Raw genomic sequence first — 14011 nt, 5'->3', positions numbered from 1 at the left:
ACGCCCCTATCGGGTGGGGTGAAACTGCCCTATTTGACCGGAACGACATTGTCGCTGCCCTGCGCCCCCATGTAGACGGCCAGGATTTCCACCGGCTCGGGGCCTGGATTGGTGCCGCGATGGGTGACCGCCATGGCTTCGACCATGCCTTGGCCGGCGGTGAAGGTCTTTTTGCCCTGGGCGCCGTAATCGACCACCACCGTCCCTTTCAGGATGTAGGCGAACATGGGGACGCCGTGGCGGTGGAACACGGTTTCGGCGCCGGGGGCGATGGTGACGATGTCAGCCTTGACCTCGGCCGGACCGCTGGTCGGATAGGCGATGGTTTCGCCCGCCACTGTGGTGGCGGTCTTCAGCACCGGACGGGTGGGATAGGCATCGGCGGCCTGGGCAGCGGCGAGCGGACAGGACAGCAACACCGCCAGCAGGGCGGATTGAAAAGACAGGCGCATGATCTTCCCCGAATCAATCCATCAAGGGGAAGATCATGCATGTTTTTCACCCCTGGGGCGAGGGTCTCCATTCATAGATGTCCACCGGGGCTTCCTTGCATGAACAGCCCGAGCCGACCTTGCCGCAACCGCCTTGCATATCCAGCTTGCACAGACGGCCTTTGGCCATCCATTGCTCGAGCATGGGCAGGATGGCGCTGGCCGGACTGTCGAAGTGCAGGCTGATTTCCGCCACCGACGCCCGCTTGCGTTCGACCATGAAGGCTTTCAGTTCCGACAGGGTCATGACGCCCCCCTATTCCGCCGCTTCGGTGGCGAGACGGCGGGCCTGGGCCCGACCGATCAGCCACATGGCGGTCACCGCCATGGCCAGAACGCCGGCGCACAGCGACAGCCACAGACCGGCGGTGGCCGGATTATCGGCGAAATGGGCGACCTGATAGACGCTGACCGAGGCCATATAGCCCAGCACCGTGGTCCAGGCGGCACCAAAGGCGGTCCAGCCCAGGCTGGTTTCGTGGCGGATGGCACCCAAGGCGGCAACACAGGGGGTGTAGAGCAGGATCAGCACCATATAGGCCAAAGCGCCGGCGACACCGTCGAAGCGAGCAACCATGGCGCCGAAGGTGCCGCCGCCCACTTCCAGCTTTTCCGCCGCCGAACCGGCATCGGTGACATAGCTGACGTCGAGGCCCAGCGGATCGCCCAACGAATCGACGACACCAGCCAGATTTTCCGGGATGGTGGCCAAAGCCGCCATCAGCTTGGCTGACAGGGTTTCAGGCTTTTCCACCTTTTCCGGGGCGGCGGTTTCGCCTGCCGCCGGCGCGGCGGCAGCCTCGGCGGCATCCTGCTCGGCGGCTTGGGTGTAGAGGGTGTTGAGCGTGCCGACCACCGCTTCCTTGGCGAAGATGCCGGTGAACAGGCCCACCGCCGCCGGCCAATTTTCCTCGGTCAGGCCCATGGGCTTGAAAATGGGGACGATGCTTTGGCTGGCTGCCGACAGCACCGAATCACGGCTGTCTTCCTTGCCGAAGCTGCCATCGGTGCCCAGCGCGTTGAAGAACGACAGGATCATGACGATGGGAACGATGATCTGACCGGCGCGGAAGATGAATTCCCGCAGGCGCTGCCACGCCTGCAACACCACGGTGCGGATGGTCGGCAGGTGATAGGGCGGCAATTCCATGACGAAATGCGACACCTCGCCCTGCAACAGGGTGTTCTTCAGGATCAGGCCGGTGAGCACGGCGAAGGCCAGACCGACCAGATAAAGGCCGAAGACGATGTTCTGGCCGTTGACCGGGAAGAAGGCGGCGGCGAACAGGGCGAATACCGGCAGCCGTGCCCCGCACGACATGAACGGCGCCATCAGCGCGGTCAGGATGCGGTCGCGGGAGTTTTCCAAGGTGCGGGTGGCCATGATCGCCGGCACGTTGCAGCCGAAACCGACGATCAAGGGCACGAACGACTTGCCCGGCAGGCCGATGGCGCGCATGGCCCGGTCCATGACGAAGGCGGCGCGCGCCATATAGCCGGAATCTTCCAGAAACGACAGAAACAGGAACAGGCAGGCGATGATGGGGATGAAGGTGGACACCGTCTGCACGCCCGAGCCGAAGCCCTTGGCCACCACCACCAGACCTTCGGGCAGGCCCAGCCCGGTCAGCAAGTCGCCCAAGCCATCGACCATGATGGCGCCCACCGCCTGGTCGAAGAAATCGATGAAGGCGCCGCCGATATTGATGGTGAATAAGAACATCAGATACATGGCCAGCAGGAACACCGGCACGCCCAAAAAGCGGTTGAGCACCACCTTGTCGATGCGCCGGGTCAGGGCCAGCGATATCTTACGCGGCTGGTGGAAGCAGGCGGCCATGGCGGTGCCGACAAAACCATAACGCCCGTCGGCGATGATGATGTCGGGTTCCTCGCCGCATTGGGCCTCGATGGCTTCGGCGTGCACTTGCAGGTCACAGCCCAGCTTGCCGGCGGCCAGGGTCTCGACGAAGGAATCGCCCTCCAGCAGGCGCAGCGCCGCCCAGCGCGGGTCGATTTTGGCGGCACCGGCGGCTTCGGCCAGCTTGGGCGCCAAGGCATCGATGGCGGCGTTGACGGCGGCGGCGTGCTCGGGATGGGCGTTAGGCACCTTGGGGGCGGCGGCGGCGGCGGCAATGGCCTGCTTCAGCCCGTCCAGGCCGGTGGAACGGCTGGCTACCAGCGGCACCACCGGGCAGTCGAGAACCTTGGACAGGGCGTCGCAATCGATCTCGATGCCGGTCTTTTTCGCCAGATCCATCATGTTGAGGGCGACGACCACCGGCACCCGCATTTCCAGCAACTGGCAGGTCAGGTACAGGTTGCGTTCCAGGTTGAAGGCATCAAGGATGTTGACGACCACCTTGGGCTCGCCCGAGAGGATGTAGTCGCGGGCGACGCGCTCGTCCTGGGAGCCGGCGCTGTAGCCGCCGATCATGTAGATGCCGGGCAGATCAACCAGATCATAGGCCTCGCCCGCATGGCGGAACTGGCCGACCTTCTTTTCGACGGTGACGCCGGGCCAGTTGCCGACCTTCTGCGCCGCCCCGGTCAGGGCGTTGAACAAGGTGGTCTTGCCGCAATTGGGGTTGCCCACCACCGCGATGACATGTGCCATGGTCAAACCCTCTCGATTTCCAGGATGTCGGCTTCGGTCTTGCGCAAGGTCAGGGTGAAGTTGCGGACCGAGATTTCGATGGGGTCGCCGAAGGGCGCCACCCGGGTCACCGAAAACACCACGCCGGGGGTCACCCCCATGGCCAGCAGACGCTGGCGATAGCCACGGTCACCCTTGGCGAGGCCGACGACGCGGGCGGCATCTCCGGGCTTAAGATCCTGTACACGGGGGGATGGCATGGCGGCGCCTCCGATGGGGTGAGAATGCAGGTGATAACCAATCGCGATTGAGGATCGTATTCGCTATTATTTTTGTGGTCAAATCTTTGATTGTGATCAATCGCGCATGGCAGGCGGGCGGGAAAGTCAGTTCAGGGTGGCAGCCGACTGATGATGGAAATGGCGCAATTCGTCCAAAGTGGGCGGGCGCTTGGTTTCACCGGCATGGCGGCGGACCAGATCGAGGACGGCGCGGCCCTGTTGCGGACTGAGCTCGACGCCCATTTCGCCGAAAGCATGCAAGATGGCGGTCAGGCCGGAATGCTTGCCTAAGACCACCCGGTGGTTACGGCCCAACTCACGCGGGTCCAGCGCCTCATAGGTGCGGCGGTCGCGCAGCAGGCCGCTGACATGGATGCCCGATTCGTGGGTGAAGATGGCGTCGCCGACGATGCTTTTGTTGACCGGCACCGGGCGGCCCGAGGCTTCGGCCACCAGCCGCGACACCAGGGCCAGATCGGTTTTGATCACCCCCGAGGACAGGCCGTACAGATGTTCCGCCGCCACCACCACTTCTTCCAAGGGCGCGTTGCCGGCGCGTTCGCCCAAGCCGTTGACGGTGGTGCTGACGTGCCGGGCGCCGCCCTTGATGGCGGCCAGGGAATTGGCGGTGGCCAAGCCCAGATCGTCATGGGCATGGATTTCCAGCTCGATGTCGCAGCCGGCGCGCAGACGGGTGAAGATGGCGTGGGTGGCGAAGGGGTCCATGATCCCCAGCGTGTCGGCGAAGCGAAAGCGTTGGGCACCGGCATGCTGGCAGGTTTCCACCACACGCAGCAGGAAGTCGGGATCGGCGCGCGACGAATCTTCGCCGCCGATCAAAACGTCGAAGCCGAGGTCGCGGGCCTTGGCCACCATCACCGGGATATGGGCCAAGGCCCAGGCGCGGTCACGGCCCAGCTTGGCCGCCAGTTGCAGGTCGGAGACCGGAATGGACAGGTTGACGGTGCCGACCCGGCAGCGCTTCAACGCCGCCAGATCGTCGTCATGCATGCGGCACCAGGCGATCAGGCGCGAGGCCAGCCCCAAGCCGGCCACCGCATTGATGCTGTCGATTTCCTCGGCCCCCATGGCCGGGATACCGGCCTCGATCTCGGGCACGCCGGCATGGTCGAGCGCACGGGCGATGGCCAGTTTTTCATCCAGGCGAAACGCCACCCCGGCGGTCTGTTCGCCATCGCGCAAGGTGGTGTCGTTGATGACCAGCGCCGGCGCGGTCATGGCGGTCAACCGCACTTGCCCGAGCAGGAACACTTGCCGGCGGCGGCGGGATTGTCGAACTGGAAGCCCGCGCCTTCCTCGCCCTCGACGTAATCGACGCTGACGCCGGTCAGCCACATGGCCGAGGGCGGATCGATGAACACCTTGAGATCGTCGAAGGTCAGCACCTCATCGCCCTGCCCCGGCTGTTCTTCCAGCGACATGCCGTATTGGATGCCGGAACAGCCGCTGTTGTTGACGGTGATGCGCAGGCCCAAGGCCTCTTCGGCGCAGATGGACTTGAGGACGGAAACGGCACGGTCGGTCAAGGTCAGCATGGCAGGTCTCCTGGGACGGAAACGAATGATCTGACCTGATTGCTGCAAGCCAGGTGCCAAAGCCAGGAATGGCGGAAAAGCTGGTGGCGCGCTTTTAGGCAATGTCGCGATTGTCGGACTTTGTCGGAATGCCGACAAATTGGTCAGGCCACGAGAAAATGCCCACGTTCCTTCGTCATACCCGCGCAGGCGGGTATCCAGAAGTCACGGAAAAGGCAGAGGTGCACCCCCAGAACTGCCGCCTGCGCGGGAGTGACGGCTTAACGGGAGGCGGATGGCGTTTTCCGGCCCCTGTCAGACGCTGGCCTGCCGGGCCATCTGGGCCAGCAGGCTGTGGCCGTCCTCGGCGCCGAAGCAGATGGCGAAGTCGGTGCAGGCATCGCAGACCGGGCTTTTGCAGATATTCATGCCCTCTTGCTGGCAGAGCTCGCGGTAGAAGAATTTCTTCCACTTCATGTCACGGGCGTTGGCCGCCGCCAGCGGGGCGAACGTGTCGCGCATCAGCCGCGACAGATCAGTGCGGTCGATAAAGCCCAGATCCTGCCACAGATGGTTGGATTGCAACGAGCGCCGCGCGACGATATGGGCCAGCCATATGGCTTCGGGGCCGGGCTGACTGCGATTGTCGATCAGCATTTGGCGCAGATCGGGTTCTTCCAGGCTGGCCGGGCTGTCACCGTCACCGTGGAAATCCAGCCGTTCGGCGAAGAAAGCCGAGGCATGGGGAAAGTGGGTCAGCAACAAGGCGGTGAGGTCGTTGGCCGACAAGCCCAAGGCCTGATCCAGGGGCCGGTGGGATTCGGCGTAAGCCAAGGCCAGGGGGCAGGCCAGGACGTGGCGCATAAAATCGCCGTCCCGGTCGCCCCCTGCCATCAGCAGGCGATAAAGCTCGCCGGCCCGCATGATCAGGCCGCCGCCGAATGCTTTTGCGCGTTGGTGCCGCACACGGTCTCGCACGACGAACAGCCGATGCAGGCGCCCGACTTGTCGACGACCATGACCTTGCGTTCCACTTCCACGTCGTCGTCGAAGGGGTCGCAGAACTCGCCCTCGTCGTCGATGCCCATCAGCTTCAGCACGCCCTGGGTGCAGACCTTGAAGCAGCGGCCACAGCCGATGCACAATTCCGCGTCGATGCTGTCCAGATACTTGGGCTCCCACGGGGTACCATCACGGGTGGCGTAGATAACGGCCATTGTCTTGCTCCTTGGGGTTTGTCTTTAGATACGTGAAATGTGAACTTTGCGTCCGCGGTGGTCCTTCGGTTCGGTTTGGATCAGACGTCGGCCACTTCGGGGAATTTCTCGATGCTGGCCACACCTTCATCGGCCAGCTTGCCGGCCTTCTCGATCAAGGTGGCCAGATCCTCGAAGCCGAAGCGGTGCAGTTCGCGCACATGCGAATTGACCGCCACCAGCCGACCGCAAATCAGCAGGGCCTTGCCCCAGCCCTCATGGTGAATGTTCATCAGGGGGGCCACCGGCTTGCCGGTGCGGCGCTCCACTTCCCAGGCGACGGCGGCATAGAACTGGCCGACGCGCATCAGGATATCGGGATCGGGATCGTCGAACATGGGCAGGTCGCGCTTTTGCGCCTTGGTGACGATGAAGGGGGCGATCAGGTCTTCGTCGGTTTCCATGTCATAGGCGCCCGAACGGTCCTCGGCCCGGATCAGCTGCAACAATCCCTGGACGATCGGATGTTTGATGTTCTCGGTATCCATGGATTTCAACCCTCGTCGTCAATGAAACGTTCGTCGCCGCCTTCCGAATCCTTGAGCGCGCGGCGCAGCCACGGCGGCGGATTGGTCTTCAGCATGGTGCGCACCCGTTCGATCACCTGGGCGATGGGCTCGTCGTTGGGCAGCTTGATCGGGTGGACCTTGGCGCGGACCACGCGGGCCGCCGCCGGGCCACCGATGGCGCGCACGAACAGCAGGGCCGACCCGCCGAGTGCGTCGATCTTGGCGGCCAGACGGTCTTCGCCGTCGTCATGCTGGCCGTCTTCCTGGGTCACCGTGCCGAACTGCACCGCCTCGATGAAGGCATGGCTGTCGGGACCGACGTCATAGAACAGGAAGGTCTTGGCGCTGGCGAAATGGGCGTCGACGTTGGTCTTGTCGTGGGTGGCGAAGGCAATGCGCATATGTGCTCCTTTCACGGGGGCGGGGGCGGTATCGTCAACCAAGCGCAGGCGCCGCAACATGGTCGTGCTCCGTCGTCTGCGGGGGATGGGTGACCGGCCCATGGTCGTGGCCCGGATGTTCGATCAGGACATTGGCGAGTTGGAAAATCAGGTCGCGGGTACCGCGATAGCCCACATGCACCCGATGCGCTCCGCCCAGACGGTCATAGACCGGGAAGCCGGCGCGGAAATGCGGGATGCCCAGCGACTGGCACGACAGCCGGGCATTGGTGTTGGAAATCACCAGATCGGCGCCGCCGGCTTCCAGTATCTGGTCTTCCATGTCCTGGAAGTCGCCGATGATCACCTGCTGGCAGGGCAATTGGGTCAGATGGGCCGCATGCACCGAGGTGATGGCGGCGGCCAGTTCGCCGCCCATGTCGGCAATCAGCTTGGCCCAGCTCCACAGGAAATCGGGCTCGCCGGCGATGGCAAACTTGCGACCGCCGAAATAAAAGTGGCCGTCCAGCATGGCGTCGATCAATTGCGACCGCGCCCGGCGGATCTTCGCCGGCACCGGCTTGCCGGCGGCGGTGGACAGGCAGACCATCAGCCGGTCCGACGCTTCCAGCCCGGTCAGACGGTCGAACAGCACATAAGGTACGCCGGTCTTTTCCTGCAAGGTTTCGGCGGAAATGCGCATGTGTTCGCCGATGGCGATGGTCAGCTTGGCCCGGCCCAGAGCGCGGGCGTTTTCCACCGTCGCCCCGCCCAAGGTGGTGGGGATGAAGTGGTCGGGCACGTGGCCGTCGACGGAACCGGACAGATCGGGCAGCACGTTGGCCTTCAGGCCGAATTCCTCGACCAGTTCGACCAGATGCTCGATGTCGCCGGGGCTTTGGTGGACGCCGGGCAGGATGTTGACGCGGTTGCATTCCTGCGCCCGGGCCGAAGCGGGCTCGGCCAGGGCATTGATAATGGCGGTCACCGCCTTGCCCCAGCCGGTTTCCAGGGAACCGGTGAAATCGGGGGCGGAAACCGGGATGACCTTGATATCGGCCAGCTCGGGGTTACGGGCCAGGATCAGCTTGAGATCGCCCTTCATGTCCTCGCCGCGAGTCTCGGTCAGCGCGGTGGAGATCAGGCCGATGATCTTGGGCTTGGTCCGCTTGGCGATGTTCAACAGCGCCGCTTCCACCTGATCCATGCCGCCCAGGATGGTGGACACTTCGTTCATGGCGGTGGTTTGCAGCGGGATGGCCTCGCGGAAGTGGCGCACCAGCATGACCAGGGCGAAGGCGGTGCAGCCCTGGCTGCCGTGCAGCAGGGGCATGGTGCCGTCCATGCCCATGAAGGCCATGGAGGCGCCCAAGGGGGCGGACAGCTTGAGCGGATTACTGGTCACGGAATGACCGTGGCTGACGATCAGGGCCATGGGGCTTACTCCTCGACTTCCCAGGGCGCCGGCCGGCGCACTTGTTCCCAGATGGGATTGGACAGGGCCAGGTCCATTTGCTGGACCAAGGTGACCATGCCGTCATAGCCGGCATATTGATGGTGGCGCTCCTGGTTGATGTCCAACCACGGCGTCTTGGCCTTCAGGGCGACGAATTGCGAACGCCCCCCCGACAGCATGATGTCGGCGCGGCCTTCCTTGAACATGGCGTACATGTCCTTGGGCGCGATGGCGTCGACCAGCTTGTCCTCGTCGCCGCCCAGGCGTTCCAGGGCTTTTTGCTTGTCGGCCTCGGTGGATTTGCGCACCGACGATCCGACCACTTCCATGCCCATTTCCTGAAGCGCGTGGATCACCGACCAGCTTTTGACACCGCCGGTGTAAAGCAGCACGCGCTTGCCGGCCAGACGCGCCCGGTACGGCTCCATCCGTGCCCAGGTCTTGGCCTCCTCTTCGGCGATCAGCGCCTCGGTGCGGTCCATCAGGGCTGGGTCGGCACCGCGTTCGATCAGCATGGAAGCGATGGCGCGCAAGGCTTCCGAGGTGTCGGAAATGCCGTAGAACGAGCCCTCGAAATAGGGGATACCCCAACGTTCCTTCATCTTGCGGGCCAAGGTGACCAGCGCTTGGCTGCACACCACCATATTGGCCCGCGCCGTATGGGCGGCGGCGACGTCGTTATAGCGGGCATCGCCGGTGATGGCGGTGCGCAGGCGGATGCCCAGGCGCTCCAGCAGGGCGCGAACGATGTCCATTTCGCCGGCGACGTTGTATTCGCCCAGGATGTTGATGTCGGTCGGGCCGGCATCGTCGGGCTCGCGCATGCCGATGACGTAATCGATCAGCGCCTCGCCGGCCAGCCGGTTGCCCAAATTCTTCGAGCCGACGAAACCGGGGGCTTCCACCGGAATCACCGGCACGCCCATGCGCTCGGTCGCGGCGCGACACACCGCGACGATGTCGTCGCCGATCAGGGCGGTGACGCAGGTCTGATAGACGAACACCGCCGGTGGATTGTGCTTGTTGATGGCCTGACGGATGGCCTTGTACAGCTTCTTTTCACCGCCCGAGACGATGTCCAGATTGGTCATGTCGGTGGTGAAGCCGCGGCGGTACAGTTCCGGCCCGCTCGAGCCGGTGTTGCGGGTGTCCCAGGAATTGCCCTCGCAGGCGATGGGGCCGTGAACCAGATGGACGACGTCGGTGATCGGCTGCAGCGCGATCTTGGCACCGTCGAAAGCGCAACCGCCGGCGGCGGCACCGGGCACCAGCTGTTTGCCGCAGCCTTTCTTGCGCTCCTTCTCCGACTTCGCCTGATTGGTGGCGCAGCCGGGTTCGGTCATCAGGTCTTGGATTTTCTTACGGTTGAGCATGGGTGGCGGCCCTCCTCATGGAACAAGTCCAAGAGATGCAAGCGGCGGGCCATGCGTAAAAATGGCGGAAAAGCTTGGTTGTTCAGCGGGGCATGTCGGATATTGTCGGGGTTGCGACAAGACTTGTCGCCGCCTGGGCGCCCAAAGTGACGGCAAACAGGCCGAGCGCGAGAGCGGCCATGGCCTGCACCCGCCGGGGCGCCACCGCCCGAGCCAGCAACGCGCCCAGCATGATCCAACTGGCACCGACGACGATGGTGATCAGGCTGAACAGGGCCAAGGTTGGGCCTTGCTGGGCCAGTGGTATGGGCGGGAACACCGCCAGAGCGAAGATCACCGCCTTGGGGTTGGTCAAAGTGGTGAGAAAAACCTGACGAAAGCCCACCGGCACCGCCAGCACGGCCAGGGTCTGGGCGCTTTGCCGCCACATCCGCCAGCCGCACCAGGCGATCCAGCCGCCGGCGGCCAACTTCAGCCCGGCGCACAAGACCGGCTGCGCCGCGATGATCGGCCCCAGTACCGCCATCAGCAGGGAAATGGACAGGATGTAGCCGCTGATCTCAGCCAGCAGCAGCGGTAAAGACCGCCGCCAGCCCAAAGCAGCACCCGACGCCGCCAACAAGGTGTTGGTGGGGCCGGGCACCGCCAGCAAGGTCAGTACGGCAAGGGAAAAAGACAGTGCCTCCATGCGGCCAAGATGGCAGGGGCGACTGTTTCCGTCAAATTTGACGTCATTAAATTTTATATAACTTTTTTACAGTGTTGATACCCACCATACCCGCCGCCGCGGGTAGGCGTCGTATTAAGGCTTGCGCCCTAATGACTCATCAACACCGGCACGGTCATATGGCGCAGCATGTGGCGAGTAGCGCCGCCCAGGACCAGTTCGCGCAGGCGCGAGCGGCCATAGGCGCCCATGACGATCAGATCGACATCTTCATCCGCCGCCCGCGACAACAGCATCTGGCCGACATTCAAATCCTCGGCGCGAACGTGTTCGCATACGGCGTTGACGCCATGACGGGTCAGATGCAGGCAGATATCGGCGCCCGGCACGTCGCCATGGCCGGCCATGCCGCCTTGCGGATTGACGGCGATGACGTGAACGCGCTTGGCCTGTTCCAGAATGGGCAAGGCATCGTGCACCGCCCGCGTCGCCTCGCGCGAGCCGTTCCAGGCCACCAGAACCCGTTCGCCGATGGAGGGGAAACGCCCGGCATCAGGGACCATCAGCACCGGGCGCCCCACGTCCAGAATCAGGCTATCGGCCAGCGGACGGTCGCCTTCATCCAGATTGGCGCCCTGACCGATGATGGTCAGATCGGCATAACGGGCGTGCAAGGCAACGGTATCGACCAGATCGCCGTCCACATCGCGCCATTCGGTGGTCGCCCCGGCGGCGGGCCGGATGGTGTCGAACAAGGCGCGGGCTTCCCGCGCGGCTTCGGCGTTGAAGGCTTCCCGCACGCGGTCGATCTCGGGGCCGTATTGAGCGGCGATGAATTGCGGCAACAGCGGGCGGGTCCGCACGTTCAGCGCGATCAGGTGCCCCTGTTGGGCCTGAGCCAGAATACCGGCCAGCTCAAGGCGGGCCTTGCATTGGGGGCTGTTGTCCACGTGAACCAGGATATCCTTGAACGCCATCGTCTTTCTTCTCCAGACGGTTTCCATCCGCCTTGATCATAGACCGGGTTTAGGTGGTAACACCAGTCCTCACGCAACAGGCAAGGTGATGACGAAACAGGCGCCGCCGCCAGGGGCGTCCTCGATGTGGATGGTCCCACCCAAACGGGTGACGATACGCTTGCAAATGGCCAACCCCATGCCCAACCCGTCGATACATTCATGGGTGCCGCCCCGGGTGAACAGCCCGAACAAAGTCTCGCGCTGGTCGGCGGCGATGCCGGGACCGTTGTCGCTGACGGTGATCACCGCCCACTCACCCCGCAGGTCGCCCGCCACCCGCACTTGCGCCGGATGATCTGCGGTACCGCCATATTTCAAGCCGTTGCCGATCAGGTTTTGCAAGACACTGGCCAGTTGCGCGGGATCGGCCATCACCCGGGGCAGATCATCGTCAACAACCACCGTCCCGCCGGTATCGGCGATAAGGGCAGCCAGATCGACCAGAACGTTGCCGATCACCTCGCCCACCGCCACCGGTCGGGGCGGATCGCCGTGGATGCCGAAACGAGCATAATCCAGCAAAGCGGCGACCATGGCGGCCATGCGCTTGGCGCCTTGCTCGGCGAATTGCATGAATTCGTCCACATTGTCATCCACCTTGCCCTGCACCGCACGGTGCGCCAGCGTCACGTAGCCGCCGATAGTGCGCAACGGCGCTTGCAGATCGTGGGAAATGGCATAGGCGAAGCTTTCCAATTCGGTGTTGGACCGTTGCAACTCGTCCAGCAATTGCCGGTTACGCTCCTGCACCATTTTGCGCTGGGTGATGTCGCGAAAGGCGACGACGACGCCGCGGCGATCGCCGTCCATCCATGGGCTGACGCTCAGTTCCACCGGAAGACAAGTACCGTCCTTGCACCAGAAAACATCCTCATCGACCCGGCGACTGATGCCGTCATGAAGTGTTTGATGGACGGGACAATCGATCACCGCATATGGGCTGCCATCCGCATGGGAATGATGCACCAGATCGTGATGCGGGCGCCCTTCCAGGTCGGCCAAGGTCCACCCGCTCAGGCGCTGCACCGCCGGATTGGCGAAAATCGTCCGCCCCTGTTCGTCCAGGGCGACGATGCCATCGGCGGCGTGTTCCAGGATCAGGCGATTTTGCCGCGATACTTCGGCCAACTCGCTTTCCAGCCGAAACCGCTCCAGCAGACTGAGACGCAGGGCATGGGCGGTACGCGACAAATCCACCAATTCGCGCCCAGTCAAAGGAGTCGCGGGTGGCGGATCAAGCTTGCCGGCGGCGAGGTCGCCCAAGTGGAGACGTAGTGCCTGGGCCGAGCCCATCACCCGCCCGACCACCGCCATGGCCGCCAAGGCCAACACCAGCGACACCAACAGCAGCGCGGCATAAGCGGTCATTTCCATCCGCGCCTGTTTTTCTCCCATTTCGGCCCGAAACACCCCCTCCTGTGCCGCCACGGACATGATGGCGGCCACCGCATCCAGGGCGGGAACAGAAGCGCTGGTGTAATGGGGCACGGTTTCCTGAGGCAGGCGGCCATTGGCAAAGGCATGCAGCACCGCATCCTGAACCGGGCGGAAGCCGCGCAGCAATTCGCTGTCCACCCGCGCCAGCGCCTCATTCAAGGCGGCAGCGTCAAGCAAGATGACCTCGCGGCGCAGATTGGCCAGGGCGGCGTCGCCCTGACCGCGCAGCCGGGCGAGATCGTGCATTTGCACTTGGTCGGGCACACGGCCTACCGCCAAGGCCGAGGCGATGCGCGACGATTCAACCCCCAGGGCGTTGCGCAGATCAAAAGCCTGCAGGCTGACACGGGCCAAGGGCGGCATGGTCTGCGCCGCCCCCAGCATGTAAACGCTTTCGGGGATGCTGCCCAGCATGGCCGACACCGCGTCGAACCAATAATCGGCGAACAGCTTGTCGCGCTGATCCTGGGGCAGCGCCATCAACGCGTCGGCACGGCGGCGCAGTTCCGCCAAGGACTGGGTCTGCCGCGACAGCTTGCGGGCCAGGGGCACGTTGGCGTCGTCCAGCATGTGGATGGCGGCGCGGAACTCGGCATCGACCAAGGTCCGCCGCTCGTCCAGGAATTTACGGTTGGCGGCCTCGACGGGGCCGACCGCGCGCAGCACCACGCTGGTGCGGCCACGCTCGAACGCCAGATGCTGGGCGCCCAACATCAGATGACCGATGATCCTTTCGTCCCGGCGCATGGCCTGAGCCTGATGGTACTGACGCATATGGGTGCGGAAATCGATGCCGACCTCCATCGCAACCACGCCCAGCAAGCCGGCGATCAATGTGATGATCAACATCCGCACCGACACGCGCTGACCGATACCGTCGCCGGAATGCCGTGCCTTGCCGTCTTGCATGGCGAAAAACACCAATCCAAAGTTATTCCGTACAAGACGAAAGTTTGCCACAGTTTGACCACAGGGAAAACCACGACGCGTCCCCCTTACAAAAGTCTTGCG

Annotated in this window: 15 protein-coding genes; all 15 read right to left on the bottom strand. The window is 63.9% G+C overall.

Annotated features, from left to right (window positions below; all coding sequences use genetic code 11):
• Window positions 1-29: 29 nt before the first annotated feature.
• The 15 genes from MGMSRV2_RS01670 to MGMSRV2_RS01600 all read right to left on the bottom strand — a co-directional run bounded on the left by MGMSRV2_RS01670 (window position 30) and on the right by MGMSRV2_RS01600 (window position 13909).
• Window positions 30-452 (bottom strand): cupin domain-containing protein, encoded by a 423-nt coding sequence (locus tag MGMSRV2_RS01670; RefSeq protein ID WP_024078576.1) that lies wholly within the window; start codon window positions 450-452, stop codon window positions 30-32.
• Between the two features lie 46 nt (window positions 453-498).
• Window positions 499-738 (bottom strand): FeoC-like transcriptional regulator, encoded by a 240-nt coding sequence (locus MGMSRV2_RS01665; RefSeq protein ID WP_024078575.1) that lies wholly within the window; start codon window positions 736-738, stop codon window positions 499-501.
• A gap of 9 nt (window positions 739-747) precedes the next feature.
• Window positions 748-3108: a Fe(2+) transporter permease subunit FeoB gene (gene feoB, locus MGMSRV2_RS01660; protein ID WP_041633382.1), complete on the bottom strand. Its 2361-nt coding sequence runs from the start codon at window positions 3106-3108 to the stop codon at window positions 748-750.
• Between the two features lie 2 nt (window positions 3109-3110).
• Window positions 3111-3347, bottom strand: a complete 237-nt coding sequence (locus MGMSRV2_RS01655) for a FeoA family protein (protein WP_024078573.1) — start codon at window positions 3345-3347, stop codon at window positions 3111-3113.
• Between the two features lie 126 nt (window positions 3348-3473).
• Window positions 3474-4607 carry a homocitrate synthase gene (gene nifV / locus MGMSRV2_RS01650; protein ID WP_041633913.1) on the bottom strand — a complete coding sequence of 378 codons (1134 nt, stop codon included), beginning with the start codon at window positions 4605-4607 and terminating at the stop codon, window positions 3474-3476.
• A gap of 5 nt (window positions 4608-4612) precedes the next feature.
• Complete coding sequence (locus MGMSRV2_RS01645; RefSeq protein ID WP_024078571.1) at window positions 4613-4924, bottom strand: HesB/IscA family protein; 312 nt, start codon at window positions 4922-4924, stop codon at window positions 4613-4615.
• A gap of 294 nt (window positions 4925-5218) precedes the next feature.
• On the bottom strand, window positions 5219-5827 hold the full coding sequence (locus MGMSRV2_RS01640; protein ID WP_024078570.1) for a nitrogen fixation protein NifQ: 609 nt from the start codon (window positions 5825-5827) through the stop codon (window positions 5219-5221).
• Window positions 5828-5829: 2 nt separating this feature from the next.
• Entirely contained in the window at window positions 5830-6120 is a 291-nt protein-coding gene (gene fdxB / locus MGMSRV2_RS01635; protein WP_024078569.1) for a ferredoxin III, nif-specific, read from the bottom strand.
• Between the two features lie 80 nt (window positions 6121-6200).
• Complete coding sequence (locus MGMSRV2_RS01630) at window positions 6201-6647, bottom strand: NifX-associated nitrogen fixation protein (protein WP_024078568.1); 447 nt, start codon at window positions 6645-6647, stop codon at window positions 6201-6203.
• Window positions 6648-6652: 5 nt separating this feature from the next.
• The gene (nifX, locus tag MGMSRV2_RS01625; RefSeq protein WP_052589071.1) at window positions 6653-7069 is read right to left on the bottom strand and encodes a nitrogen fixation protein NifX; all 417 of its coding nucleotides are present in this window, start codon (window positions 7067-7069) and stop codon (window positions 6653-6655) included.
• Window positions 7070-7103: 34 nt separating this feature from the next.
• Window positions 7104-8483: a nitrogenase iron-molybdenum cofactor biosynthesis protein NifN gene (gene nifN, locus MGMSRV2_RS01620; protein WP_024078566.1), complete on the bottom strand. Its 1380-nt coding sequence runs from the start codon at window positions 8481-8483 to the stop codon at window positions 7104-7106.
• A gap of 5 nt (window positions 8484-8488) precedes the next feature.
• Complete coding sequence (gene nifE / locus MGMSRV2_RS01615) at window positions 8489-9877, bottom strand: nitrogenase iron-molybdenum cofactor biosynthesis protein NifE (RefSeq protein WP_024078565.1); 1389 nt, start codon at window positions 9875-9877, stop codon at window positions 8489-8491.
• A gap of 82 nt (window positions 9878-9959) precedes the next feature.
• Window positions 9960-10565, bottom strand: a complete 606-nt coding sequence (locus tag MGMSRV2_RS01610) for a LysE family translocator (protein WP_024078564.1) — start codon at window positions 10563-10565, stop codon at window positions 9960-9962.
• 128 nt (window positions 10566-10693) lie between these two features.
• Complete coding sequence (locus tag MGMSRV2_RS01605; RefSeq protein ID WP_024078563.1) at window positions 10694-11521, bottom strand: universal stress protein; 828 nt, start codon at window positions 11519-11521, stop codon at window positions 10694-10696.
• Window positions 11522-11590: 69 nt separating this feature from the next.
• Window positions 11591-13909, bottom strand: a complete 2319-nt coding sequence (locus MGMSRV2_RS01600; RefSeq protein WP_144084256.1) for a sensor histidine kinase — start codon at window positions 13907-13909, stop codon at window positions 11591-11593.
• Between the last annotated feature and the right edge of the window lie 102 nt (window positions 13910-14011).

The sequence above is a fragment of the Magnetospirillum gryphiswaldense MSR-1 v2 genome (assembly GCF_000513295.1).
Classification (GTDB): Bacteria; Pseudomonadota; Alphaproteobacteria; order Rhodospirillales; family Magnetospirillaceae; genus Magnetospirillum; species Magnetospirillum gryphiswaldense.
This window is presented reverse-complemented; position numbering and strand designations above follow the sequence as displayed.